At 71.6% G+C, this 22021-nt stretch carries 20 protein-coding genes; 16 read left to right on the forward strand and 4 right to left on the reverse strand.

Annotated features, from left to right (window positions below; all coding sequences use genetic code 11):
• The first annotated feature begins 1 nt into the window (after window position 1).
• From AXK61_RS17210 to AXK61_RS17260, 11 genes are read left to right on the forward strand one after another with little or no spacing between them, the layout of a single operon-like run.
• On the forward strand, window positions 2–808 hold the full coding sequence (locus tag AXK61_RS17210) for an SDR family NAD(P)-dependent oxidoreductase (RefSeq protein WP_068746460.1): 807 nt from the start codon (window positions 2–4) through the stop codon (window positions 806–808).
• Window positions 805–1794, forward strand: coding sequence for an NADPH:quinone oxidoreductase family protein (locus tag AXK61_RS17215; RefSeq protein ID WP_068746461.1), 990 nt, complete (start codon window positions 805–807; stop codon window positions 1792–1794). The genes AXK61_RS17210 and AXK61_RS17215 overlap by 4 nt, the downstream gene beginning before the upstream one ends.
• The gene (locus tag AXK61_RS17220) at window positions 1791–2510 is read left to right on the forward strand and encodes an HAD family hydrolase (protein WP_068746462.1); all 720 of its coding nucleotides are present in this window, start codon (window positions 1791–1793) and stop codon (window positions 2508–2510) included. The genes AXK61_RS17215 and AXK61_RS17220 overlap by 4 nt, the downstream gene beginning before the upstream one ends.
• Complete coding sequence (locus tag AXK61_RS17225) at window positions 2507–3259, forward strand: SDR family oxidoreductase (RefSeq protein WP_068572718.1); 753 nt, start codon at window positions 2507–2509, stop codon at window positions 3257–3259. Before AXK61_RS17220 ends, AXK61_RS17225 begins: the two co-directional genes overlap by 4 nt.
• A gap of 12 nt (window positions 3260–3271) precedes the next feature.
• On the forward strand, window positions 3272–3724 hold the full coding sequence (locus tag AXK61_RS17230) for a MaoC family dehydratase (protein ID WP_068572716.1): 453 nt from the start codon (window positions 3272–3274) through the stop codon (window positions 3722–3724).
• The gene (locus AXK61_RS17235) at window positions 3724–4740 is read left to right on the forward strand and encodes a phosphotransferase family protein (RefSeq protein WP_068572714.1); all 1017 of its coding nucleotides are present in this window, start codon (window positions 3724–3726) and stop codon (window positions 4738–4740) included. Before AXK61_RS17230 ends, AXK61_RS17235 begins: the two co-directional genes overlap by 1 nt.
• Before the next feature lie 2 nt (window positions 4741–4742).
• Window positions 4743–5975, forward strand: a complete 1233-nt coding sequence (locus AXK61_RS17240) for an acyl-CoA dehydrogenase family protein (protein ID WP_068572712.1) — start codon at window positions 4743–4745, stop codon at window positions 5973–5975.
• Window positions 5972–7159 carry an acyl-CoA dehydrogenase family protein gene (locus tag AXK61_RS17245; RefSeq protein WP_068746463.1) on the forward strand — a complete coding sequence of 396 codons (1188 nt, stop codon included), beginning with the start codon at window positions 5972–5974 and terminating at the stop codon, window positions 7157–7159. Before AXK61_RS17240 ends, AXK61_RS17245 begins: the two co-directional genes overlap by 4 nt.
• Complete coding sequence (locus AXK61_RS17250) at window positions 7156–8241, forward strand: acyl-CoA dehydrogenase family protein (protein WP_068572708.1); 1086 nt, start codon at window positions 7156–7158, stop codon at window positions 8239–8241. The genes AXK61_RS17245 and AXK61_RS17250 overlap by 4 nt, the downstream gene beginning before the upstream one ends.
• A 49-nt stretch (window positions 8242–8290) precedes the next feature.
• On the forward strand, window positions 8291–9271 hold the full coding sequence (locus AXK61_RS17255) for a phosphotriesterase family protein (protein WP_068572706.1): 981 nt from the start codon (window positions 8291–8293) through the stop codon (window positions 9269–9271).
• Between the two features lie 4 nt (window positions 9272–9275).
• Window positions 9276–10793 (forward strand): long-chain-fatty-acid--CoA ligase, encoded by a 1518-nt coding sequence (locus AXK61_RS17260; protein ID WP_068746464.1) that lies wholly within the window; start codon window positions 9276–9278, stop codon window positions 10791–10793.
• A gap of 62 nt (window positions 10794–10855) precedes the next feature.
• Here AXK61_RS17260 and AXK61_RS17265 read toward each other — a convergent pair whose 3' ends face one another.
• Window positions 10856–11788: an alpha/beta fold hydrolase gene (locus tag AXK61_RS17265; RefSeq protein WP_068572702.1), complete on the reverse strand. Its 933-nt coding sequence runs from the start codon at window positions 11786–11788 to the stop codon at window positions 10856–10858.
• Between the two features lie 173 nt (window positions 11789–11961).
• Between AXK61_RS17265 and AXK61_RS17270 the strand changes: the two genes are divergently transcribed.
• The 4 genes from AXK61_RS17270 to AXK61_RS17285 are packed head-to-tail and all read left to right on the forward strand — an operon-like array spanning window position 11962 to window position 18941.
• Window positions 11962–13344 (forward strand): MFS transporter, encoded by a 1383-nt coding sequence (locus AXK61_RS17270; RefSeq protein ID WP_068572701.1) that lies wholly within the window; start codon window positions 11962–11964, stop codon window positions 13342–13344.
• A 52-nt stretch (window positions 13345–13396) separates the two neighbouring features.
• Window positions 13397–14029 carry a TetR/AcrR family transcriptional regulator gene (locus AXK61_RS17275; RefSeq protein WP_231855587.1) on the forward strand — a complete coding sequence of 211 codons (633 nt, stop codon included), beginning with the start codon at window positions 13397–13399 and terminating at the stop codon, window positions 14027–14029.
• 8 nt (window positions 14030–14037) lie between these two features.
• The gene (locus AXK61_RS17280) at window positions 14038–15771 is read left to right on the forward strand and encodes an AMP-binding protein (protein ID WP_068746465.1); all 1734 of its coding nucleotides are present in this window, start codon (window positions 14038–14040) and stop codon (window positions 15769–15771) included.
• A complete protein-coding gene (locus AXK61_RS17285; protein ID WP_068746466.1) occupies window positions 15768–18941 on the forward strand; it encodes an acetyl-CoA carboxylase family protein in 3174 nt (1057 codons plus the stop codon). The genes AXK61_RS17280 and AXK61_RS17285 overlap by 4 nt, the downstream gene beginning before the upstream one ends.
• Before the next feature lie 69 nt (window positions 18942–19010).
• On the opposite strand, the gene AXK61_RS17290 is transcribed toward AXK61_RS17285, so the two are convergent.
• The 3 genes from AXK61_RS17290 to AXK61_RS17300 form a co-directional block, all read right to left on the reverse strand.
• The gene (locus AXK61_RS17290; protein WP_068746467.1) at window positions 19011–19439 is read right to left on the reverse strand and encodes a DUF6069 family protein; all 429 of its coding nucleotides are present in this window, start codon (window positions 19437–19439) and stop codon (window positions 19011–19013) included.
• 62 nt (window positions 19440–19501) lie between these two features.
• Entirely contained in the window at window positions 19502–20158 is a 657-nt protein-coding gene (locus AXK61_RS17295; protein WP_068746468.1) for a response regulator, read from the reverse strand.
• Window positions 20155–21273, reverse strand: coding sequence for a sensor histidine kinase (locus tag AXK61_RS17300; protein ID WP_068572689.1), 1119 nt, complete (start codon window positions 21271–21273; stop codon window positions 20155–20157). The genes AXK61_RS17295 and AXK61_RS17300 overlap by 4 nt, the downstream gene beginning before the upstream one ends.
• A 107-nt stretch (window positions 21274–21380) precedes the next feature.
• On the opposite strand from AXK61_RS17300, the gene AXK61_RS17305 reads away from it, so the two are divergent.
• Window positions 21381–21944 (forward strand): hypothetical protein, encoded by a 564-nt coding sequence (locus AXK61_RS17305; protein WP_068572687.1) that lies wholly within the window; start codon window positions 21381–21383, stop codon window positions 21942–21944.
• Window positions 21945–22021 lie beyond the last annotated feature (77 nt).

Consider the following 22021-nt stretch of genomic DNA (forward strand, 5'->3'; position numbering starts at 1 on the left):
CGTGCCCGCCTTCGATCCGAACGGCCGCGGCGTCGTCGTCACCGGGGCCGGTAACGGCATCGGCGCGGCGCTGGCCCGGGAACTGGGTGCCCGTGGGACCCGCGTCGTCGTCTCCGATCTCGACGCCGACGGTGCCGCTCGCGTCGCCGCCGAGATCACCGCTGCGGGCGGCACCGCGGTCGCCGCGCCGGGCGACGCGGCCTCCGAGGAGGGCGTGACCGCGCTCGTCGAGGTCGCTCGCCGCGAGCTCGGCACGATCGACGCCTGGTACGCCAACGCCGGTGTCGACCGGGGCCGTGGCCTCGAGGCCCCCGAATCCGACTGGGACATCTCGCTGCAGGTCAATGTCATGGCGCACGTGCGCGCCGCGCGGCTGCTGGTCCCCGAGTGGGCTGCCAACGGCGGTGGTCGGTTCGTCGTCACCGCCTCGGCGGCGGGCCTGCTCACGATGATCGGTGCGCCCGCCTACTCGGTGACCAAGCACGCCGCGGTCGCGTTCGCGGAGTGGCTGTCGGTGACCTACCGGCATCGGGGCGTCGTGGTCCAGGCGATCTGCCCGCAGGGCGTGCAGACCCGGATGCTCGAACAGTCCGGCGACCTCGAGGAACTCCTGAGCCGTGACACGGCACTCACCCCCGAGCAGGTCGCGACGCAGGCCGTCGACGCGCTCGCCGGCGACGAGTTCCTGATCCTCCCGCACCCCGAGGTGGCGGGCTATTACGCGACCCGTGCGGGTGCCACCGACAAGTGGCTGCACGGCATGAACAAGCTCCAGCAGCGGCTGGAAGAGAAGGAGGGCACGCGATGAGGGCATGGCAGGTCCCCGAACTGGGCGAGCCGCTCGCGGTGCTGCGCGAGGTCGATATCCCGACGCCCGAGCCCGCCGCGGGCCAGGTCGTGGTGCGCACCCTCGCGACCGCGGCGAACTTCCCCGACGTGCTCATGTGCCGCGGCCTCTACCAGGTCAAGCCGGACCTCCCGTTCACACCGGGCGTCGAGCTGTGCGGTGAGATCACGGCGCTCGGCGAGGGCGTCGACGGCTTCGCCGTGGGTGACCGCGTGCTCGGCGGCGCGGCGCTCCCCGCCGGCGGATTCGCGGAGTACGCGGTGTTGAACGCCGCGCAGACCTTCGCGGCCCCGGCGTCGCTCGACGACGCGCAGGCGTCCTCGCTGTTCATCGGCTACCAGACCGGCTGGTTCGGCCTGCACCGCCGGGCGCACCTGCAGTCCGGTGAGACGCTGCTGGTGCACGCGGCGGCCGGTGGCGTCGGCAGCGCCGCGATCCAACTCGGCAAGGCGGCCGGCGCGAAGGTCATCGGCGTCGTCGGCGGTGAGGCGAAGGCGGAGGTGGCCCGCACGCTGGGCGCCGACATCGTGATCGACCGGCACACCCAGGACTTCGTCGAGGTGGTCAAGGCCGAGACCGGCGGCCGCGGCGCCGACGTGATCTACGACCCGGTCGGCGGCGACACCTACCAGCGCTCCACCAAGTGCGTCGCCTTCGAGGGACGGATCCTCATCATCGGTTTCGCCGGCGGCACCATCCAGGAGGCCGCGCTCAACCACGCCCTCATCAAGAACTACTCGATCGTGGGCCTGCACTGGGGCCTGTACAACGCGTACGACCCCGCCGCCATCCAGCAGTGCCACGCGGAGCTGACCGCGCTCGCGGACAAGGGCCTCATCAATCCGTTGGTGAGCGAGCGGCTTTCGTTCGACGCGGTCCCGGACGGCCTCCAACGCCTCGCCGACGGCACCACCGTGGGCCGCGTCGTCTACCAGGCGGACCGGTGACGGCACCGTCGGGCGCGGCGGGCCGCGAGGTCGACCCCGCCGCGGGCCGCGAGGTCGATGCCGTGCTGTTCGACTACGGCGGCGTCCTCACCGAGCCGATGCGCCACAGCATCGAGGCGTGGATCGCGGACGAGGGCATCGACCCCGCGAGCTTCACCGCCACGCTCAAGTCGTGGCTCGGCCGCGACGCCGCCGCGGGCAGCCCGATCCACCGGCTTGAGACCGGGGAACTCCCCGAGGCCGCGTTCGACGCGGAGTTCGCCGCCGCGCTGCGCACGACCTCCGGCGCGCCGGTGCACCCCGAGGGCGTGCTGCGGCGGATGTTCGCGCGGATCCAGGAGGACCCGGCGATGTGGGAGCTCGCGGAGGACCTGCGCGCCGCGGGCGTGCCCGTCGCCATCGTCTCCAACAGCTGGGGCGGCGGGAACCTCTATCCCCGTGAGCGTCTCGCCGCGCTGTTCGCGCCGGTGATCATCTCGGAGGAGGTGGGGCTGCGCAAGCCCGACCCCGCGATCTTCACCCTCGCGCTGGAGCGCCTCGGCGTCCAGCCGGAGCGCGCGGCGTTCATCGACGACGCGACGCCCAATGTCGACGGTGCCGCCGCCCTCGGCATCCGCGCCGTGCACCACACCGATCCCGACACCACCCGGGCCGCGCTGGCCGACCTCGTCCCCGCGCTCGCCCGCCGCACGTCCCCACAGAAGGAGTTCTCATGACCCAGCGCATCGCCATCGTGACCGGAGCCGCTCGCGGCATCGGCGCCGAGGTCGCCGCCCGCCTCGCCTCCGACGGCCACGCCGTCGCCGTCCTCGACCTCGACGAGGCCGCCTGCCAGGAGGTCGCTGACCGGATCACCGCCGCCGGCGGCCGGGCGATCGGCGTGGGCGTCGACGTCTCCGACGAGGAGAAGGTGACCACCGCGGTCACCCGCGTCGCCGAGGAGCTGGGGCCGCCCACGATCCTGATCAACAACGCCGGCATCATCCGCGACAACCTGATCTTCAAGATGACCGTCTCCGACTGGGATTCGGTGATGGGCGTGCACCTGCGCGGCGCCTTCCTGATGTCGCGCGAGGTGCAGAAGTACCAGACCAAGGAGGGCTGGGGCCGCATCGTCAACCTGTCGTCGACCTCGGCGCTCGGCAACCGCGGCCAGGCCAACTACTCGGCCGCGAAGGCCGGCATGCAGGGCCTGACGAAGACCCTCGCCCTCGAGCTGGGCCGGTTCGGCGTCACCGCCAACGCGATCGCCCCGGGCTTCATCGCCACGGACATGACCGCCGCCACCGCGGAGCGCATGGGCGTCTCGTTCGAGGACTTCAAGACCGCTGCGGCCAAGGAGATCCCGGTGCAGCGCGTCGGCCTGCCCGCCGACATCGCCCACACCGCCAGCTTCTTCGCGAGCGAGGGTGCCGGCTTCGTCTCCGGCCAGGTGGTCTACGTCGCCGGCGGACCGAAGGACTAGGGGCACACCATCATGCGGGTACTCAACGGACTCGAGGAGCTGCAGGCGGCCGTCGGCGAGCACCTCGGCTACAGCGACTGGGTCGAGATCGACCAGAAACGCATCGACATGTTCGCCGAGGCGACCGGCGATCACCAGTGGATCCACGTCGACCCGGAGAAGGCGAAGGCCGGACCGTTCGGCACGACCATCGCCCACGGCTACCTCACCCTCTCGCTGATCCCCATGCTGACGTGGCAGATCTACACCGTCGAGGGCACGAAGATGGGGGTGAACTACGGCAGCAACAAGGTTCGCTTCCCCGCCCCGGTCCCCGTGGGCTCGCGCGTGCGCGCCGGCGTCGAGCTGCTGTCCGTCACGCCGGGCGGCGGCGGCCAGCAGGTGATCGCGAAGGTGACCATCGAGATCGAGGGAGGCGAGCGACCGGCGTGCGTCGGCGAGATCGTCTCCGTGGTGGTGTTCTGATGACCGAGCAGCACCCGGGCCTCGACCTCGACGTCCTCGGCACCTGGCTTCCGCAGCACGTGCAGGGCGCGGGCTCGGATCTGACGGCGGTCCTCATCGCGGGTGGCAAGTCCAATCTCACCTACCGCGTTTCCGACGGTGCCTCCTCCTGGATCCTGCGCCGCCCGCCGGTCGGCAAGCTACTGGCCACGGCACACGACATGGGTCGCGAGTACCGCATGATGTCGGCGCTCGGCGGTACCGCCGTGCCCGTGCCCGTGATGTATGCCTTCTGCGACGATCCCGAGGTGCTCGGGGCTCCGTTCTACCTCATGAGCGAGATCGACGGCGTGCCCTACCGGCGAGCGTCCGAGCTCGAGGCGCTGGGCGCCGACCGCACCCGCGCGATCTCCGAGCGGCTCGTCGACACCTTGATCGAGCTGCACCACGTCGACCCCGCGAGCGTCGGCCTCGCCGACTACGGCCGCCCTGAGGGCTTCCTCGGCCGGCAGGTCCAGCGGTGGCGCAAGCAGTTCGCCGCAGCGCACACCCGCGACCTGCCCAAGGTCGACGAGCTGTTCGCTGCGCTGGAGGCGCGGGTCCCCGCGGACGCCGCCCCCGGCATCGTGCACGGCGACTACCGGCTCGACAACGTGTTGGTGACCCCGCAGGACGAGCCCGGCGCCGTGGTCGACTGGGAGCTCGCGACCATCGGCGACTCGCTCACCGACCTCGCCCTGATGCTGGTCTACGGCCGGCTCGCGAAGATCTCGGCGGGCACCGTCAGCGATGTCTCGGAGGCCCCGGGCTTCCTCAGCGAGCAGCAGATCATCGACCGCTACGCCGCCGGGTCCAGCCGCGACCTCGGCGACCTCGGCTTCTACATCGCCCTCGCGAGCTTCAAGCTCGCGGGCATCGTCGAGGGCATCCACTACCGCTACGTCAACGGCCAGACCGTGGGCGCAGGCTTCGCCGAGGCCGGGCAGGCAGTGGACCCGCTGCTCGACGCCGGACTCGCCGCACTCAAGGAGAACTGACAATGGAATTCGCGTACGACGCCAAGACCACCGAGCTGATCGGGCGGGTCGACGACTTCATGGACAGCCACGTCTACCCGGCGGAGGAGACCTTCCACCGCGAGCTGGAAGAGCTGGACGACCGCTGGGCGTGGGACAGCGCCCCGGTGCTCGCCGAGCTGCGCGCCGAGGCCCGCAGCCGGGGTTTCTGGAACTTCTTCCTGCCCGGCGAGAACGGAGCGGGCCTGACCAACCTGCAGTACGCGCCGCTCGCCGAGATCACCGGCCGCAGCCTGCACCTCGCGCCCGCCGTGTTCAACTGCGCCGCGCCGGATACGGGGAACATGGAGGTGCTCAACGAGTTCGGCACCGCGGAGCAGAAGGAGCAATGGCTGAAGCCGCTCCTGAACGGGGACATCCGCTCCGCCTTCGCGATGACCGAGCCCGACGTCGCGAGCTCCGACGCCACCAACATCGGCCTGTCCATCGTCCGCGACGGCGACGACTACGTCATCAACGGCCGCAAGTGGTGGATCACGGGCGCGATGAACCCGAACTGCAAGATCTTCATCGTCATGGGCAAGACCGCCCCCGACGCCGAGCGCCACCGTCAGCAGTCGCAGATCCTCGTGCCGCGGGACACCCCTGGCCTCGAGGTGCTGCGCGGCATGCACGTCTTCGGCTACGACGACCACAGCCACGGGGGCCACGCCGAGCTGCGGTTCACCGACGTGCGCGTGCCCGCGAGCAACCTGATCGGCGAGGAGGGTGACGGCTTCGCCATCGCGCAGGCCCGCCTCGGGCCCGGCCGCATCCACCACTGCATGCGCTCGATCGGCGTGGCGGAGCGCGCGGTCGAGGCGATGTGCGACCGGGTCTCGGAGCGCACCGCCTTCGGCAAGCCGCTCTCGGAGCAGGGCGTGATCCGCGATTGGATCGCCGAGTCCCGCGTGCGGATCGAGCAGCTGCGCCTGCTCGTCCTCAAGACCGCGTGGCTGATGGACACCGTGGGCAACCGCGGCGCCCACACGGAGATCCAGGCGATCAAGATCGCGACGCCGCAGACCGTGCAGTGGATCCTGGACAAGGCCATCCAGGCGCACGGCGCCGGCGGCCTGTCGCAGGACTTCCCGCTCGCCGAGTACTACGCCGGCATCCGCACCCTCCGGTTCGCCGACGGGCCGGACGAGGTGCACAAGAACTCCCTCGCGCGCGCGGAGCTGAAGAAGCGCGCGGCGGCCCGGGCACAGCGGTGACGGTGCCGGGTCCGGAGGAGCTCGCCGGGCGGGTCGGCGAGTTCCTCGCCGCGCATCCGCCGGCCGAGACCGACCCGCTGGAGTTCCTGCGGGCCCGGTACGACGCCGGTCTCGCGTGGGTCGCGTACCCGGAAGGCCGTGGCGGACTGGGGCTCTCGCGGGCCCTGCAGCAGGCGGTCGACGCGCGGTTCGCCGCCGCCGGCGCGCCCGACAACCGCAGTCACGTCAACGGGATCGGTCTCGGCATGGCCGCGCCCACGATCCTGTCCTTCGGCACGTCAGAGCAGATCGACCGCTTCCTGCGCCCGCTCTGGACGGGCGAGGAGATCTGGTGCCAGCTCTTCAGCGAGCCCGGCGCCGGTTCCGACCTCGCGGGCCTCGCGACCCGCGCGGTCCGCGACGGCGACGATTGGGTGGTCACGGGCCAGAAGGTCTGGACCTCGGGCGCGCACAACGCGCAGTGGGCGATCCTGGTCGCCCGCACCGATCCCGACCTGCCGAAGCACAAGGGCCTGACGTACTTCCTGTGCGACATGTCCGACCCGGGCATCGACGTGCGGCCGCTGCGGCAGATCACCGGCGAGGCCGAGTTCAACGAGGTCTTCCTCGAGGGCGTGCGGATCCCGGACGTCCATCGCCTCGGTGCGGTGGGTCAGGGCTGGCAGGTCGCGAACGCCACGCTCAACAACGAGCGGGTCGCGATCGGCGGCCGCGCCGCGCAGCGCGAGGACGGCATGATCGGCGTCGTCGCGAGGACCTGGCGCGAGCGTCCTGAGCTGCGCACGCCCGACCTGCACGACGACCTGCTCCGCCTGTGGGTGGACAGCGAGGTCGCTCGCGTCACGGCGCAGCGGCTGGGGCAGAAGCTCGCGTCCGGGCAACCCGGGCCGGAGGGCGCGGCGATGAAGCTGTCCTTCGCGCGGCTCAACCAGAAGCTGTCGGGGCTCGAACTGGAGCTGCTCGCCGAGGACGGCCTGCGGTACGCGGATTGGACGATGGTCCGCCCCGACCGGGTCGACTTCTACGGCCGCGACGCGGGGTACCGCTATCTGCGTGCCAAGGGCAACTCGATCGAGGGCGGGACCTCCGAGATCCTCAAGAACATCGTGGCGGAGCGCGTGCTGGGCCTGCCGCCGGAGCACCGGGTCGACAAGGACCTGCCGTGGAAGGACGTGCCCAAGTGAGCTTCACACCGCAGTTGTTGAACACCGACGTCGAGGACGACCTGCGGGCGGCGGTGCGCGACCTCCTCGGGCGGCGCACGGCACCGTCGGATCTCATCGCGGCCTACGACGGGACCCCGGCCCCCGGGATCGACGGCGAGCTCGCCGAGATGGGCGTCGCGGGCCTGCTGGTGCCCGAGGACCTGGGCGGCGCCGGGGCCGGTGCGGCCGTCGCCGGCGTCGTCGCGGAGGAGCTCGGGGCCGCCTGCGCGGCAACGGACTTCCTCACCTGCGCGGGCATCGCCACCGCGACGGCGCTGGCCGCCGGCGCCGGCGTTCTCGCCGAGACGCTCGCGTCGGGGAAGCGGTCCGCGGCACTCGTCGTGCCCTTCTCCGTGGACCCGCACGGGCCGGTTCCGACGGTCCCCGTCGTCGACGGTGCGCTGTCGGGCACCGTGCGATCCGTCGCCGGGGTGATCGGTACCGATGTCCTCCTCGTCCCGGGCTCCGACGGTGCGCTGTACGCCGTTCCGGCGTCCGACACCCGCATCGAGCCCGTCTCCTCCCTGGACATGACGCGGCAGGTCGCCGACGTCGTCCTCGACGGCGCGCGGGGCGACGTCCTTACGTCCGACGGTGCCGCCGCGATCCGCGCGGGCCTGCTCACCGGTGCGGCACTGCTCGCCGCCGAGCAGGCCGGTGTCGCGCGCTGGTGCGTAAGCACCACCGTCGCGTATCTCAAGGAACGCAGGCAGTTCGGCCGGATCGTCGGCGGCTTCCAGGCGCTCAAGCACCGGCTCGCCGAGCTGTACGCCGATGCGGAGTCCGCGTCCGCGGCGGCCCGTTCGGCCGTCGTCACGCTCGCGGAACTGGGGCCCGAGGATCCCGAGAGCGTCATCGCGGTCGCCGTGGCCGCCGCGTACTGCTCGGACCTCGCCGTGCGTGCGGCGGAGGAGGCGGTGCAACTGCACGGCGGCATCGGCATGACCTGGGAGGCGCCGGTGCACCTGTATCTCAAGCGCGCCAAGGCCGATCAGATCGGGCTGGGCACCGCCGGCCGGCATCGCGCCGCGCTCGCGGGCCTGATCGACCTGCCCGCCTGACCGAAACCCGCCCAGCCCCATCACGAGTCACCGTCGGAAAGTAGGAACCATGGGAGCCGTCCACACCGTCACCGGAGACATCGACGCAGCCGACCTCGGCGTCACGCTGATGCACGAGCACGTCTTCGTGCTCACCCCGGATATCCAGCAGAACTATCCGGAGGACTTCGGTGACGAGGACGCCCGCGCGGACGACGCGGTGGCGCAGCTGCAGAAGGCGTACGACGCCGGGGTGCGCACCATCGTCGATCCGACGGTGGTGGGCCTCGGCCGCTACATCCCGCGCATCCAGCGGATCGCGGAGCGGACGCCGGTCAAGATCGTCGCGGCCACCGGCGTCTACACCTACCGGGACGTGCCGCGGTACTTCATGTACCGCGGCCCGGCCCTGACGGCGATGACGGGCGTCGACTTCCCGGATCCCATGGCGGACATGTTCGTCCGCGACATCGAGCAGGGTATCGGCGAGACGGGCGTGAAGGCGGGCATGCTCAAGTGCGCCATCGACCATCACGGCCTCACCGAGGGGGTGGAACGGGTGATGCGCGCGGTGGCGAAGGCGCACACCGCCACCGGCGTCCCCATCACCGTGCACACCCACCCCGGCTCGGAGACCGGTCTGCTCGTCAAGCGGGTGATGTGCGACGAGGAGGGCGTGGATCCGGCGCGGATCGTCCTGGGGCACAGCGGCGATTCCACCGACGTCGACCACCTCTCGGCGCTCGCCGACGCCGGCTTCACGCTCGGCTTCGACCGGTTCGGCATCAACCTGGAGACGACCTTCGAGGCGCGCAACGACACCCTCATCGAGATGGTGCGCCGCGGCTACACTGAGAAGATCGTGCTCTCGCAGGACGCGTCCTGCTACATCGACTGGATCGACCCGAACGTCAAGGCGGGCATGCTCCAGTGGCACTACACGCACGTCTTCGAGGACGTCTTCCCGTACGTGCTCGAGCGCGGCGTGACGCAGGCGCAGATCGACACCATGCTGGTCGACGTCCCGCGTCGCGTGCTGGCGGGGGAGTAGGCGCATGTCGTTCAACCTGGCGGTCATGCTGCGGGAGTCGGCCTCCGCGACGCCCGACGCTCCGGCCCTGTACTTCGGCGACCGCGAGATCACCTACCGCGAGGTCGACGAGCAGTCGGGGCGGGTCGCCGCCTCGCTGCTGGAGCGCGGGCTCGCGCCGGGGGACAAGGTGGCCGTGCAGCTACCGAACCTCCCGGAGTTCGTGCTGGTCTACTTCGGCCTCCTCAAGGCCGGGCTGACGATGGTGCCGCTGAACCCCTTGTTCACCGCCCGCGAGGTGGCGTACCACGTGGGCGACAGCGACGCGAAGCTGCTCATCGCGTCCGACTTCTCCGCCGAGGCCGCGCTGGCGGGCGCCGCGGAGGCCTCGGTCGGCGACGTGGTGGTCGTCTCGCTGGGCGCACCGACACCGTCGGGCGCCGTGCCCTTCGCCGAGCTCCTGGCGGAGCCGGACACCGGGGAGATCCATCCCACGAGCTCGGACGACACCGCGGTCCTGCTCTACACCTCGGGGACGACGGGGCGCCCCAAGGGCGCCGAACTGACCCACTTCGAGCTCTACATGAACTGCACCGTCGCGCCGCAACTGTTCGGCATGCGTGACGACGACGTCGCCCTCGGCGCGCTGCCGCTCTTCCACGTGTTCGGGCTGTCCAGCGTGCTCAACGCCGCTGTGCGGTGGGGTGGTTCGGTCGCGCTGGTGCCGCGGTTCGAGGCGGGCGCGGTGGTCGACGTGATCGAACGGCGTCGCGTCACCGTGCTGTCCGGCGTCCCGACGATGTACGTCGCGCTCCTCGGCGAGGACACCGCGGGCCGCGATCTGAGTAGTCTGCGCGCGGCCGTGTCCGGTGGCGCGTCGATCCCCGGCGGCGTGATCCGGGCCTTCGAGGAGAAGTTCCCGGGCCTGGCGATCCTGGAGGGCTACGGGCTCTCCGAGACCGCGTCGACGGCGACCTTCAACATCAGCGCGGAAGAGCGCAAGGTGCTCTCCATCGGCAAGCCCATCTGGGGAGTCGAGCTGCGGGCCGTCGATGCCGACGGTGCGGAACTCCCGCCCGGCGCCGACAACGTCGGCGAGATCGTGGTCCGCGGGCACAACGTGATGAAGGGCTACTACAAGCGGCCCGAGGCGACCGCCGAGGCATTGCGGAACGGCTGGCTGCACACCGGAGACCTGGGCTATCGCGACGAGGACGGCTACTTCTTCATCGTCGACCGGCTCAAGGACCTGGTGATCCGCGGCGGCTACAACGTCTACCCGCGCGAGGTCGAGGAGGTGCTCTACAGCCACCCCGATGTCGTCGAGGCCGCCGTCGTGGGGCGTCCCGACGACCGGCTGGGGGAGGAGGTCGTCGCCTTCGTCGTGCTCCGGCCTGGCGCGAGCGCCGACGCCGAGGCGCTGACGGACTTCAGCCGCGAACGCCTGGCGGCGTACAAGTACCCGCGCGAGATCCATCTCGTCGCCGAGCTGCCCAAGGGCGGTACCGGCAAGATCCTCAAGCGGGAGCTGCGCACGCGCTAGAACCCGATCCCCAAGCCCCATGCCCCGGAGCCCCGTCGATCACGACGGGGCTCCGCGGCGTCTCAGGCGATGACGCGCTCGATGAAGGCGATCAGTTCGGCCGCCACGTCGTCGCGCGTCTCGGGCTCGTTGTGCACCTCGTGCCGGACGCCGGGGTAGACGCGGGTCCGGACGTCGGGATGTCCCGTGGCGACGAGGCGGTTCGCCACGTGGTAGGCGCCCTCGCCGTAGTTGGCGACCGGATCCTGGTCGCCGGCGAGGATCAGGACGGGCGTCGTGGACGGCAGGGCCGCGTAGAAGCCGTCGCCGTTCGCGGCGTCGTAGAGGTCGATGAAGCCGCGCAGGAAGCGGACCGACAGCGGCGCTCCGAAGTTGTTGAACGGGTCCGCCGCGTGGTCGCGGACCACGTCGGGGTCGCGGGCCACCCAGTCCGTCGGGCCCGCGCCCGCGCCGAACCGGGAGACGAAGCCGTCGAACAGGGTTCCGACGTACTCGAGCGGGGCGGCCCCGGCCTGGTCGGGCTCCGCGGCCAGCGCCGCCCGGTCGATGCCCGTGTCGGCACCGGGGATCTGCGCCGCGATGCCGCACAGGACGAGACCGTCGATCTCCGACGGAGACTCGATCGCCGCACCGCGGGCGATCATCGAGCCCATCGAGTGGCCGAAGGCCACGTACGGCAGGCCCGGGTGACGTGCGCGCACCGTCGCACCGAGTGAACGGGCGTCGGCCACCATGACGTGCCCGGCGTCGACGCCCGCGTCGCCCCACACGCCCGAGGTCATCGCGGTGGCGCCGTGCCCGGCGTGGTCCTCGGCGGCCACCACGAAGCCCTCGTCGAGGAGCGCGGTGATCAGCCGCAGGTAGCGGCGGGAGTGCTCGCCGAGACCGTGGATCAGCTGGACGATCGCGCGGGGCTCGCGCACGGGGGTGTAGATCCACGCGCGGATCGTGTCGCGGCCGTTCGCGGAGGGGAAATCGGGTTCGAGGAGCGCCATGGACCAGTTCTACGTGATCGGTGCGGACATCGCGGCGGAACGGTGCCAGGTCGCGGAAACACCACGCCATCTGCATAAGCAAACGCTTAGCGATTTCTCGAAAGCGGTTGACACGAACGTCAACGTCAAGCATTCTCTGTGGTGGGGATCACAACGTTCACGAAGGGTTATCCATGACACAGACCAGCGAGTCCGGTGCGGTCGTGCCGGTGAAGAAGTCGCACGGCAAACTCCTCACCGCCGGGCTGATCAGCAGCTCGATCGAGTGGTACGACTTCTTCGTCTACGGCACCGCCGCCGCCCTCGTGTTCGACAAGGTCTTCTTCCCGGACCTGTCGCCGCTGATGGGCACCCTGATGGCCTTCGCCACGTTCTCGGTCGGCTTCATCGCCCGGCCGCTCGGCGGCATCCTCGCCGGCCACTTCGGCGACAAGATCGGCCGCAAGCCGATGCTCATCTGGTGCCTCACCGCGATGGGCGCGGCCACCTTCCTCATCGGCTGCCTGCCGACCGCCTCGGCGATCGGCTCGCTCGCGCCGATCCTGCTGGTGACGCTGCGATTCGTACAGGGCCTCGCCTGCGGTGGCCAGTGGGGCGGCGTGGTACTGCTGCTGACCGAGTCCGCCGGTCCGAAGAAGCGCGGCTTCGCCGGCACCTTCGGCCAGATGGGCGTCCCGCTGGGCCTGCTCATGGGCAACCTGATGATGATCCTGATGAACAGCATCCTCGACGATGCCGCGTTCCTCAGCTGGGGCTGGCGCGTGCCGTTCTGGGCCAGCGCGGTGCTCGTGCCCGTCGTGATGTACATCCACAACAAGATCGAGGACTCGCCCGAGTTCCTCGCCCTGCAGCAGGAGGTCGCGGCGAAGAACGCCGGCAAGGAGGCGGTCGCGGCGGCGCCGCTGTCCGAGGCCGTCCGCTTCCATTGGGGCAAGATCCTGCTCGGCGCGGGCCTGCTGGCCGGCACCAACTCCGCCTTCTACGTCTCCATCGCGGGCTTCGTCAGCTACGGCAGCAAGAAGCCCTCCGCGGGCGGCCTCGGCATGAGCAGCAACTCCATCCTGATGTGCGTCCTCGTGACCTCCGTCGTGATGCCGCTGGTGATCATGGCCGCGGGCGCGGTCTCCGACCGGGTGGGGCGCCGTCCGCTGATCCTCGTCGGCGCCGCCGTCCTCATGGTCTGGGCGTTCCCGTTCTTCTGGCTCGCGGAGACCACCAACATCGGTCTGCTGCTGGTCGCGATGTTCGTCTCGAGCTTCGGACAGGCGCTCACCTACGGCCCGCTCGCCGCGTTCATGGCGGAGCTGTTCGAACCGCGGATCCGCTACTCGGGAGCCTCGCTGGCCTACCAGCTCGCGGCCGTCGGCGTCTCGGGCGTGGCGCCGCTCATCATGACCGCGATCATCGCCGAGACCCGGTCGACCACCTTCGTCTCGGTGTACCTCGCGGCGATGGGCCTGGTCACGCTGGCCAGCGCGTACTTCCTCACGGAGACGAACGGCAAGGCCGTCCGCGAGGATCCGGAGGCCGTGCCCGGCGTCCCGGCATCGGCGTGACGCGTCCCCGGCGTCCTTGAAGGTCCGAGCGGAGCCGAGCAGACTCGTGAGCGTGACGATCAGCGAATCGCAGGAGCGGGCCCGCGCCAACCGCAAGGACGCCGGGGGAGCCCGCCGGGAGGAACTCCTCCGGGCGGCGGCCGAGTGCTTCGACGACCTCGGCTACGCGGCCACCACCGTCGAGCTCATCGCGGCCCGCGCACAGACCTCGCGGCCCACGTTCTACGCCTACTTCCGGTCCAAGGACGAGATCCTGTTGGCCCTCGTGGACCGGGTCGCGGCCGAGCTCGAGGCGACGCAGTCGCTCGCGGGGATCGACACCACGGACCCGCGCGAGGTCATCGCCGCGACGATGCGGGCCTACGCCGACGGGGTGTTCGCGAACGGCGGCCTGGTCGCTCTGTTCGACGCGATGGCACCGGTCCGCGACGACGTGGCCGTGATCTGGGAGCGGATGATCCGGCGCACTCACCGCCGCTACACCGCCTACCTCGCGGCGCTCGATCCCGGCACCGTCGACCTGTGCCTCGAGCCCGCGGCCCTGGTCCGCATCCTCAACGACATCATCCACCACGGCGCGAAGCGCGTGGCCCGCGGCAGTGCGGCCGAGCGCGAGCGCTTCATCGCGGACCAGATCCGCGTCGCAGAGCGATTGATCGGCATCCGAGAGGTGCCGGTCGGCTAAGGAGAAGCATGTCCGACACGATCACCGACGGTGCCGCCGCGCTCGACGCCGCCGCTGAGGAGATCCGCGCGCTGCGCCTGCGGAACTGGCCGGCGCAGGTGCCGCGCACCGTCGAATACCCCGCCGGCGCGCCGGCGATGGTCGAGCACCTGCGGCACTGGGCGCAGCAGCGCCCGGACACCGTCGCGATCGCCTTCTACGGGCGGGAGGTGACCTACGCGGAGTACGACGACCTGTCCGACCGGTTCGCCGGACTGCTGGCCGAGTACGGGGTGCGGCCGGGTGACGCGGTGGGTGTGTACCTGGGCAACTGCCCGCAGTTCGCCATCGCCATGCTCGGGATCCTCAAGCTCGGTGCCGTCCACGTCCCCGTCAATCCGTTGCTGAAGGGGCGTGAGCTGCAGCACGAGCTGGAGGACGCCGGTGTGGGCGTGCTCCTGGCCCAGACGGACCTGCTGGACCTGGTGCAGTCCGTGCGCGCGCAGACGCCCGTGCACACCGTGATAGCCACGGCCGTGGGCGATCTCCTCGACGGCACAGCGCCGTTCGCCGATGCGCTGCCGCCCTTCGACACCGCGCCGGACCCGCGCAGCGACTGGCACCGCGTGGCCGCAGTCGCGCCCGCGCCGATCCGTGGATCGGACCCCGACGCGCTCGCCGCGCTGAACTACACCGGGGGCACCACGGGTCTGCCGAAGGGGTGCGAGCACACGCAGCGGCACATGGCCTACACCGCCGCCACCGCGACGCTCGCGGGCGGCGCGCCGGTGGGGGACCCCGTCGCGGTCGGCCTGAACTTCCTGCCCGTGTTCTGGATCGCCGGAGAGGATTTCGGCATCCTCAAGCCGCTGATCAACGGCCAGACGGTGGTACTCCTGACCCGTTGGGACCCGGTCGCCGTCGCGGCGCTCGTCGCCCGCTACGCGGTCACCGACCTCGTGGGCACCGTCGACAACTACGTCGAGCTGATGGAACTCCCGGGTTTCGACGGCGCCGCGTTCGGCACCGTCGTCAACCCCCTCGCGGTCTCCTTCGTGCTCAAGCTGACCCCGGAGCTGCGCGCCCGGTGGCGCGGGCTGACCGGCGGGACGCTCCGCGAGGCCTCCTACGGCATGACCGAGACGCACACCGCCGACACCTTCACCCTGGGCTTCCAGGACGACGACCGGGACCTCACGGCCGACCCCGTGTTCTGCGGACTTCCCGTGCCCGGCACGGACATCCTGATCGTGGACGCCGACGGTGCGCCCGTCCCCGTCGGCGGGACCGGGGAGATCGTCGTGCGGAGCCAGTCCATCCTCACTGCATACCACCGCCGCCCCCAGGCCACCGCCGAGGCGATCCGCGACGGCTGGCTGCACACCGGTGACGTCGGCAGGCTCGACGAGTGGGGCGCGGTGCACTATCTCGCTCGCACGAAGGAGATGATCAAGGTGAACGGCATGTCGGTCTTCCCGTCGGAGGTGGAGGCGTTGCTCAAGGATCACCCGGCCATCGGCGCGGTGTCCGTGGTCCCGCGCCCCGACGCCCGGAAGGGGCAGGTGCCCCTGGCGTTCGTCGTGGCGGAGGGACGGGTCGACGTCGCCGAGCTGCGGGCGTGGTCCCGGGAGAACATGGCGGCCTACAAGGTTCCCGATTTCGTCGTGGTGGATTCGCTGCCGATGACGGCAACCGGGAAGATCCGCAAGGGTGATCTGTTCGAGCGCGCGGCGGCACTGGCCGCCGAGGGGGAGTCGAAGTGAAACTGCTCATCGCGAACCGGGGCGAGATCGCGCTGCGGATCATCCGCACGGCACGGGATCTGGGCGTCCCCACCGTGGCGGTGTACGCCGCGGACGACGCCGACACCCCGCACGTCGCCGCGGCCGATGACGCCGTGGCGCTGGACGGATCCGGCCCTGCGGCGTACCTGGACGTCGACGCCGTGCTCGCGGCCGCCGCGCGGACCGGGGCCGACGCCGTGCACCCGGGCTACGGATTCCTCGCCGAGAACGCGGGCTTCGCCGCGGCGTGTGCCGACGCCGGGCTCGTCTTCGTCGGCCCGGCCCCGGAGGTGCTGCGCGCCTTCGGTGACAAGGCCGCCGCCCGAGCGGCCGCCGTCGCGGCGGGCGTTCCCGTGCCCGCCGCCACCGACGGCGGCGCCGACCTCGCGACGGTGCGAGCGTTCGCCGCCGGCCGCCCGAGCGGCGTCATGATCAAGGCCGTCGCCGGTGGCGGCGGGCGCGGCATGCGGGCCGTCCTGCCCGGGCCGCGGTTCGAGGACGACCTCGAATCCGCATACCGCGCCTGCGTTTCCGAGGCCGAGTTGGGCTTCGGCGACGGCCGGGTCTTCGCGGAGGAACTGCAGACCGGGGCCCGGCACATCGAGGTGCAGATCGTCGGCGACGGGCAGAGCGCCCTCGCGCTCGGCGACCGGGACTGCAGCGTGCAGCGCCGCAACCAGAAACTGATCGAGATCGCGCCGGCGCCCGCACTGACCGACGAGCTGCGGAATTCCCTGCACGGCCACGCCGCCCGCCTGTGCGCCGCGGCCGGGTACCGCGGCCTCGCGACCGTCGAATTCCTCGTGCGGGACGCTGCGGCAGTGTTCCTGGAGGTCAATCCGCGGATCCAGGTGGAGCACACCGTGACCGAGGAGGTCACCGGCGTCGACCTGGTGGCCGCGCAGCTCGCCCTCGCCGACGGCGCCGCGCTCGCCTCGGTGGGCCTGCCCGACGGCATCACCTGCCGCGACGGGATCGTCACCGGCGCACCGGCCGCCGCGCTCGGGACCGCGGTGCAGGCGCGCGTCAACCTCGAGGTGCCGCAGCCCGACGGGACCGTCCTCCCGTCGGCGGGGGAGCTCACCGGGTACACGCCCCCGACGGGGCCCGGTGTGCGCGTGGACGGCTACGGCAGGCCCGGCCTGACCACTTCGGCCCGGTACGACTCCCTGCTCGCGAAGGTGATCGTGCGCGCGGCGACCGCGGAGCGCGCCTTCGCCAAGCTCGACGCGGCGCTGGGGGAGTTCGTCATCGACGGCCCCGGAACCACCATCGCGCTGCTGCGCGCCGTGCTCGCGGACGCCGAATTCCGTTCGGGCCCCGTCGATACGGGCTACCTCAGCCGCCGGATCGCGGAACTCGCGCCCGCGGTGGACGCGGGCCCGGCACCGTCGGTCGATCTCGACGGTGACGTCCTGGTCGCGACGATGACGGGCACCGTCGTCGCCGTGGCGGAGGAGGGCGCGACCGCCGAACCGGGCACCGCACTGGTCGTCCTCGAGGCGATGAAAATGGAGCACGAGCAGGTGCTGGCGGTGCCGGTCACCGTCGGCGAGGTGCTCGTGCGACCCGGGCAGACCGTGAGCGCGGGGACGCCGCTCGTGGCGTACACGCCGGCGGACGGCTCGAGCGGCAGCGGCGCCGGCGGGGACGAGCAGGACCTCGACCGGTCCCGCGCGGACCTCGACGAGGTGCGTGAGCGACACCGTGTGACCCGCGACGAGGGCCGCCCGGACGCCGTGGCCAAGCGGCGGAAGATCGGGCGGCGCACCGCGCGCGAGAACATCGACGACCTCGTGGACGAGGGCAGCTTCACCGAGTACGGGGCGCTGCTCCTGCCGGCGCAGCGCGCCCGCCGGTCCGAGGAGGACCTGATCGCCACCGGCGCCGCGGACGGCCTGATCGGCGGCCTCGCCACGATCGACGGCACCGAGGCGATGGTGATCTCCTACGACTACACGGTGCTGGCCGGCACGCAGGGCTGGCGCAACCACGCCAAGACCGACCGGCTCATCGATGTGGCGGAGCGTCGCGGCGTCCCGATCGTGCTCTTCGCCGAGGGCGGCGGAGGCAGGCCCGGCGACACCGACCTGGACATCGTTGCGGGCCTGGACGTCCCGACCTTCCGCTCGCTCGGCGCGTTGCGCGGGCGGGTTCCGCTGATCGCGGTGGTCTCAGGACGCTGCTTCGCGGGGAACGCCGCGCTCGCGGGCATCTGCGACGTGATCATCGTCACGCCGGACGCGAACATCGGCATGGGCGGCCCGGCCATGATCTCCGGGGGCGGGCTCGGCGAGTTCCGCCCGGAGGCGATCGGTCCGATCGACGTGCAGCGCCGCAACGGCGTCGTGCACGTCGTCGCGGACGACGAGGTGCAGGCGGTTCGGCAGGCGCGGAGGTACCTCGGCTACTTCGCGGGCCCGGTCGACGACTGGACCGCCCCCGATCCGCGCAGGGCTCGGCATGTGGTGCCCGAGAACCGCTTGCGCGCCTACGACGTCCGCGCCGCGATCGCCGCGATCGTCGACGAGGACTCCGTCCTGGAGCTGCGCCGCGACTACGGGGTCGGCGTCATCACGGCGCTGGTGCGGGTGGAGGGCGTGCCCTACGCCCTCATCGCCAACAGCACCCGGCACCTGGGCGGTGCCATCGATGCCGAGGGCGCCGACAAGCTCGGGGACTTCCTGGAACTGGCGCAGGCGCACGGGCTTCCGGTGGTCTCGCTCTGCGACACCCCGGGGTTCATGGTGGGCCCCGACGCCGAGGAACAGGCGACGGTACGCCGCTTCTCCCGGCTCTTCGTGCTCGGGGCCCGGTTGACGGTCCCGCTCGGAGTGTTCGTGCTGCGCAAGGGATACGGTCTCGGCGCCATGGCGATGACCGGCGGCAGCTTCCACGCCCCGCAGTTCACCGTCGCCTGGCCGACCGGCGAGATCGGCGGCATGGGCCTGGAGGGGGCCGTGCGGCTGGGGTTCAGCAAGGAACTCGCCGCGGCGCCGGACGAGGCCGCCCGCGCCGAGCTCTTCGACCAGCTGCTGGCGCTGGCGTACCAGCGGGGCCGGGCCCTGCACGCCGCCACCACCTTCGAGCTGGACGACGTGATCGACCCCGCCGCCACCCGGAACTGGATCCGTACCCTCACCCGGTGAGGGGATGAGGGTACGGATCCGCCGTGGGCGGTCCCACCGGGTGACGGTGGGATCGTCCGCGGTCCGCGGTCAGCGCACCCGACGGTAGAGGGCCTCGAGGGCGATCACCAGCACGGCGGCGATCACCACGTGCATGAGCGCGAGCGTCGTCGTGGAGGCACCGTCGAAGTCCGCGGCGAGCGTTCCCGCGACGGTGCCCAACGACGCGGCCGCGCCGACGACGGCCGCGACGCGCAGGATCGGGGCCCAGAGCTTCGAGAGCAGCACCGCCGCGGTCATGCCGACGGCGAGCGGCGCCACCGTCATGAGTACGACGCCACCGGGCGCCACCGACGCGCGGGCACCGGCCTCGTCGGTCATGGTGAAGTCGCCGCCGGCGGCGAGGCCGACGAGCCACAGGATCAGGTTGCCGAGCAGCGCGAGGCCGACGGTGCCGAGCACGACTGTCGTGCGGGTGATGCGGAACGTCGACGGGGCTGCGGTGTCGATGGCGGTCATGGTGTCTCCTCGTGTCGTTTCTCTGGAACGACTCCATCAGACAACCTGAAGCATTATTGAGGTCAAGCTCTCGGTCCGGCGTCGCTCGTTCCGGACTGCGCAGCGATGACCGCGGCCTGCACCCGCGACTGCACGCCGAGCTTCATCAGCACGCGCGAGACGTGGGTCTTCACCGTGGCCTCGCCGATGTCCAAACGCCGCGCGATCTGCTGGTTCGACAGCCCGTCGCCCAGCCCGGCCAGCACGTCGCGCTCGCGATCGGTGAGCGCGGACAGGTCCACCGGCGCGGGCTCGTCGGACGGACGGGGCAGTGCGCCGATCACGGCGCGGGTCACCTTCGGGTCCAGCACCGCGTCACCGTCCGCGACCGCCTGCACGGCGCGGATCAGCTCATCGCCGCCGGCGGACTTGAGCAGGAAGCCGCTCGCGCCCGCACCGAGGGCGCCGAGCACGTACTCGTCGAGATCGAAGGTCGTGAGAACGAGTACGGCGCTGTCGGTCTCCGCCACGACCGACGCGGTGGCGGCGAGGCCGTCGACGCGCGGCATCCGGACGTCCATGACCACCACGTCCGGTTTCAGGGCTCGGGCCTGCCGGAGCGCGGCGGCACCGTCGGCCGCCTCACCGACGACCCGGACCTCACCGGTGGACTCGAGGAGCAGACGTAGGCCGGCCCGGATCGCCGCGTGGTCGTCCGCCAGGACGACGGTGACCGTCACCGCACGACCTCCATCGGTACGCTCGCCCGGACGACCCAGGTGTCGCCCTGCCGGCCGGCGGTCGCGGTGCCACCGACCGACTCGGCGCGGAAGGCGATGTTGCGCAGGCCGTCGCCGGCGCCTTCCGACCACGCAGCGGCGGGCAGGGGATTGGTCGCAGTCATGGTGAGCTCCTCCCGGTCGGTGTCCACGACGACCTCCAACGGAGAGCCCGGCGCATGTTTGGTGGCGTTCGTGATGACCTCGCCGAGGATGCGGGTGAGCACGGCCTCGGCGGCGGTGGGCAGCGGACCGTCGGGCACGCGCAACCGAACGTTCACGCCCGCCGCCCCGGCGGTCTCGATGAGCGGTTCGAGGGACGTGAGGGTGGTGCGGACCGCCGCATCGTCCGGAGAGGTGAGCAGGTTGATCGTGGATCGCATCTCCTCGAGCGCGGCCAGGCTACCGGACCGGATCGACTGCAGCACGGCTGGATTCCGCGGCGTTCGCTGGGCGGCATCGGCCAGGATGGCGACCGCGGAGAGATGCCCGGCGACCGTGTCGTGCAGCTCCCGTGCGAGCCGGCGGCGCTCCTCCGCGATCGTGTTCGTGCGCCGTGCCTCGCTCTCCTGCCGCTCCATCTCGGCGAGCTTCCGGTAGGCGCGCAGGGCTCTCGCGTAGCCGATCGGCGACCACGTCAGGGCCACGAGGATCAGCGCGGCGTACACGCCGGCCTTGACCCCCTCGAACGCGGTGGCGGTGACCGCCGCGCCGATCGTGAGGGCCAAGGACACCCCCGCGACCACTCGGACGAGCCGCTCGGAGCCGAGCGCCGTGGCGAGGTAGATGAGGTCGGACAGTGCGATCCACAGAGGCACCGACGGCCCGAACGGAAGATCCGCGAGCACGAGCGCCAGCGTGAGGCCGAACCCCAGCGCGGGACGCCGGCGGGCCAGGATCTGGAAGGCGAGTGCGGCGCACAGGAGTGCGGCCTTCACCGGCCACGGGTACAGGTCCTCGTTCACCGCCCGTGCGGACCACCCGCCCGCCGCCCACAACAGCGCGCCCACCATGGCGGCACCCAACGCGGGCACGGCGGCGAACACCTTCGACGCGTCGCGTCCGTCCCCCGTCATGACCTCATTCCAACACACGACGCCCCCGGCGGGGTCCGCCGATCGGGGGAGGCCGGCGCATCGTCGGGGGGACGACGACTGTGCGCCGGCCCGGCAGAGTGGGGCGTATGAACGAGTTGAACAGTCCGGTGCTGTGGACGATCGCCGGGTGCGAGATCGGGTTCTGGGTCCTGGTGCTGGGCGGCCTGACGCTCCGCTACATCGTGCGGGCGCGCCGGGCGGGGATGGTCGCGCTGGCCCTCGTGCCGGCCCTCGACGTGGTCCTCATCGCCGCCGTCGCGATCGACCTCTACCGGGGCGGCGAGGTCGGCTTCGCGCACCGGCTCGCGGGCATCTACCTCGGCTGCACCCTGATGTTCGGGCACCGCATGATCACCTGGGCCGACGAGCGGTTCGCCCACCGGTTCGCGGGCGGCCCCACGCCGCACAGGGTGCCGAAACTCGGCCCGGAACGTACCCGCAAGGAGTGGTCGGACTTCTACCGCTGGCTCGGCGCGGTGGCGATCGCGGGCGCCGTGTCGCTGGGGCTGGGCTACACCGTGGCCGACGACACCCAGCGCGAGGCGCTCATGGGCGTGTTCGGCACGCTCGGCGTGATCACCGTGATCTGGCTCCTCACCGGTCCGCTGTGGGTGGCGGGACGAGGGGAGCGGACCGCCGGCGGCCAGTGACCGTGGCTGAAGTCGTCCTGCGATCGGCCTTCGTGAGGATCACCGTGCCGGCGATAGCCGCTGCGCCGGGCAGAACG

Origin of the sequence: Tsukamurella pseudospumae (genome assembly GCF_001575205.1) — a bacterium.
GTDB classification, from domain to species: Bacteria; Actinomycetota; Actinomycetes; order Mycobacteriales; family Mycobacteriaceae; genus Tsukamurella; species Tsukamurella pseudospumae.

Excerpts from the sequence above, each read along its gene's own strand:
- AXK61_RS17225 (WP_068572718.1), top strand. The coding sequence starts at position 2,507 with ATGACCCAGCGCATCGCCATCGTGACCGGAGCCGCTCGCGGCATCGGC.
- AXK61_RS17235 (WP_068572714.1), top strand. The coding sequence starts at position 3,724 with ATGACCGAGCAGCACCCGGGCCTCGACCTCGACGTCCTCGGCACCTGG.
- AXK61_RS17240 (WP_068572712.1), top strand. The coding sequence starts at position 4,743 with ATGGAATTCGCGTACGACGCCAAGACCACCGAGCTGATCGGGCGGGTC.
- AXK61_RS17280 (WP_068746465.1), top strand. The coding sequence starts at position 14,038 with ATGTCCGACACGATCACCGACGGTGCCGCCGCGCTCGACGCCGCCGCT.
- AXK61_RS17290 (WP_068746467.1), bottom strand. The coding sequence starts at position 19,439 with ATGACCGCCATCGACACCGCAGCCCCGTCGACGTTCCGCATCACCCGC.
- AXK61_RS17215 (WP_068746461.1), top strand. The coding sequence starts at position 805 with ATGAGGGCATGGCAGGTCCCCGAACTGGGCGAGCCGCTCGCGGTGCTG.
- AXK61_RS17270 (WP_068572701.1), top strand. The coding sequence starts at position 11,962 with ATGACACAGACCAGCGAGTCCGGTGCGGTCGTGCCGGTGAAGAAGTCG.
- AXK61_RS17265 (WP_068572702.1), bottom strand. The coding sequence starts at position 11,788 with ATGGCGCTCCTCGAACCCGATTTCCCCTCCGCGAACGGCCGCGACACG.
- AXK61_RS17255 (WP_068572706.1), top strand. The coding sequence starts at position 8,291 with ATGGGAGCCGTCCACACCGTCACCGGAGACATCGACGCAGCCGACCTC.
- AXK61_RS17305 (WP_068572687.1), top strand. The coding sequence starts at position 21,381 with ATGAACGAGTTGAACAGTCCGGTGCTGTGGACGATCGCCGGGTGCGAG.
- AXK61_RS17260 (WP_068746464.1), top strand. The coding sequence starts at position 9,276 with ATGTCGTTCAACCTGGCGGTCATGCTGCGGGAGTCGGCCTCCGCGACG.
- AXK61_RS17230 (WP_068572716.1), top strand. The coding sequence starts at position 3,272 with ATGCGGGTACTCAACGGACTCGAGGAGCTGCAGGCGGCCGTCGGCGAG.
- AXK61_RS17300 (WP_068572689.1), bottom strand. The coding sequence starts at position 21,273 with ATGACGGGGGACGGACGCGACGCGTCGAAGGTGTTCGCCGCCGTGCCC.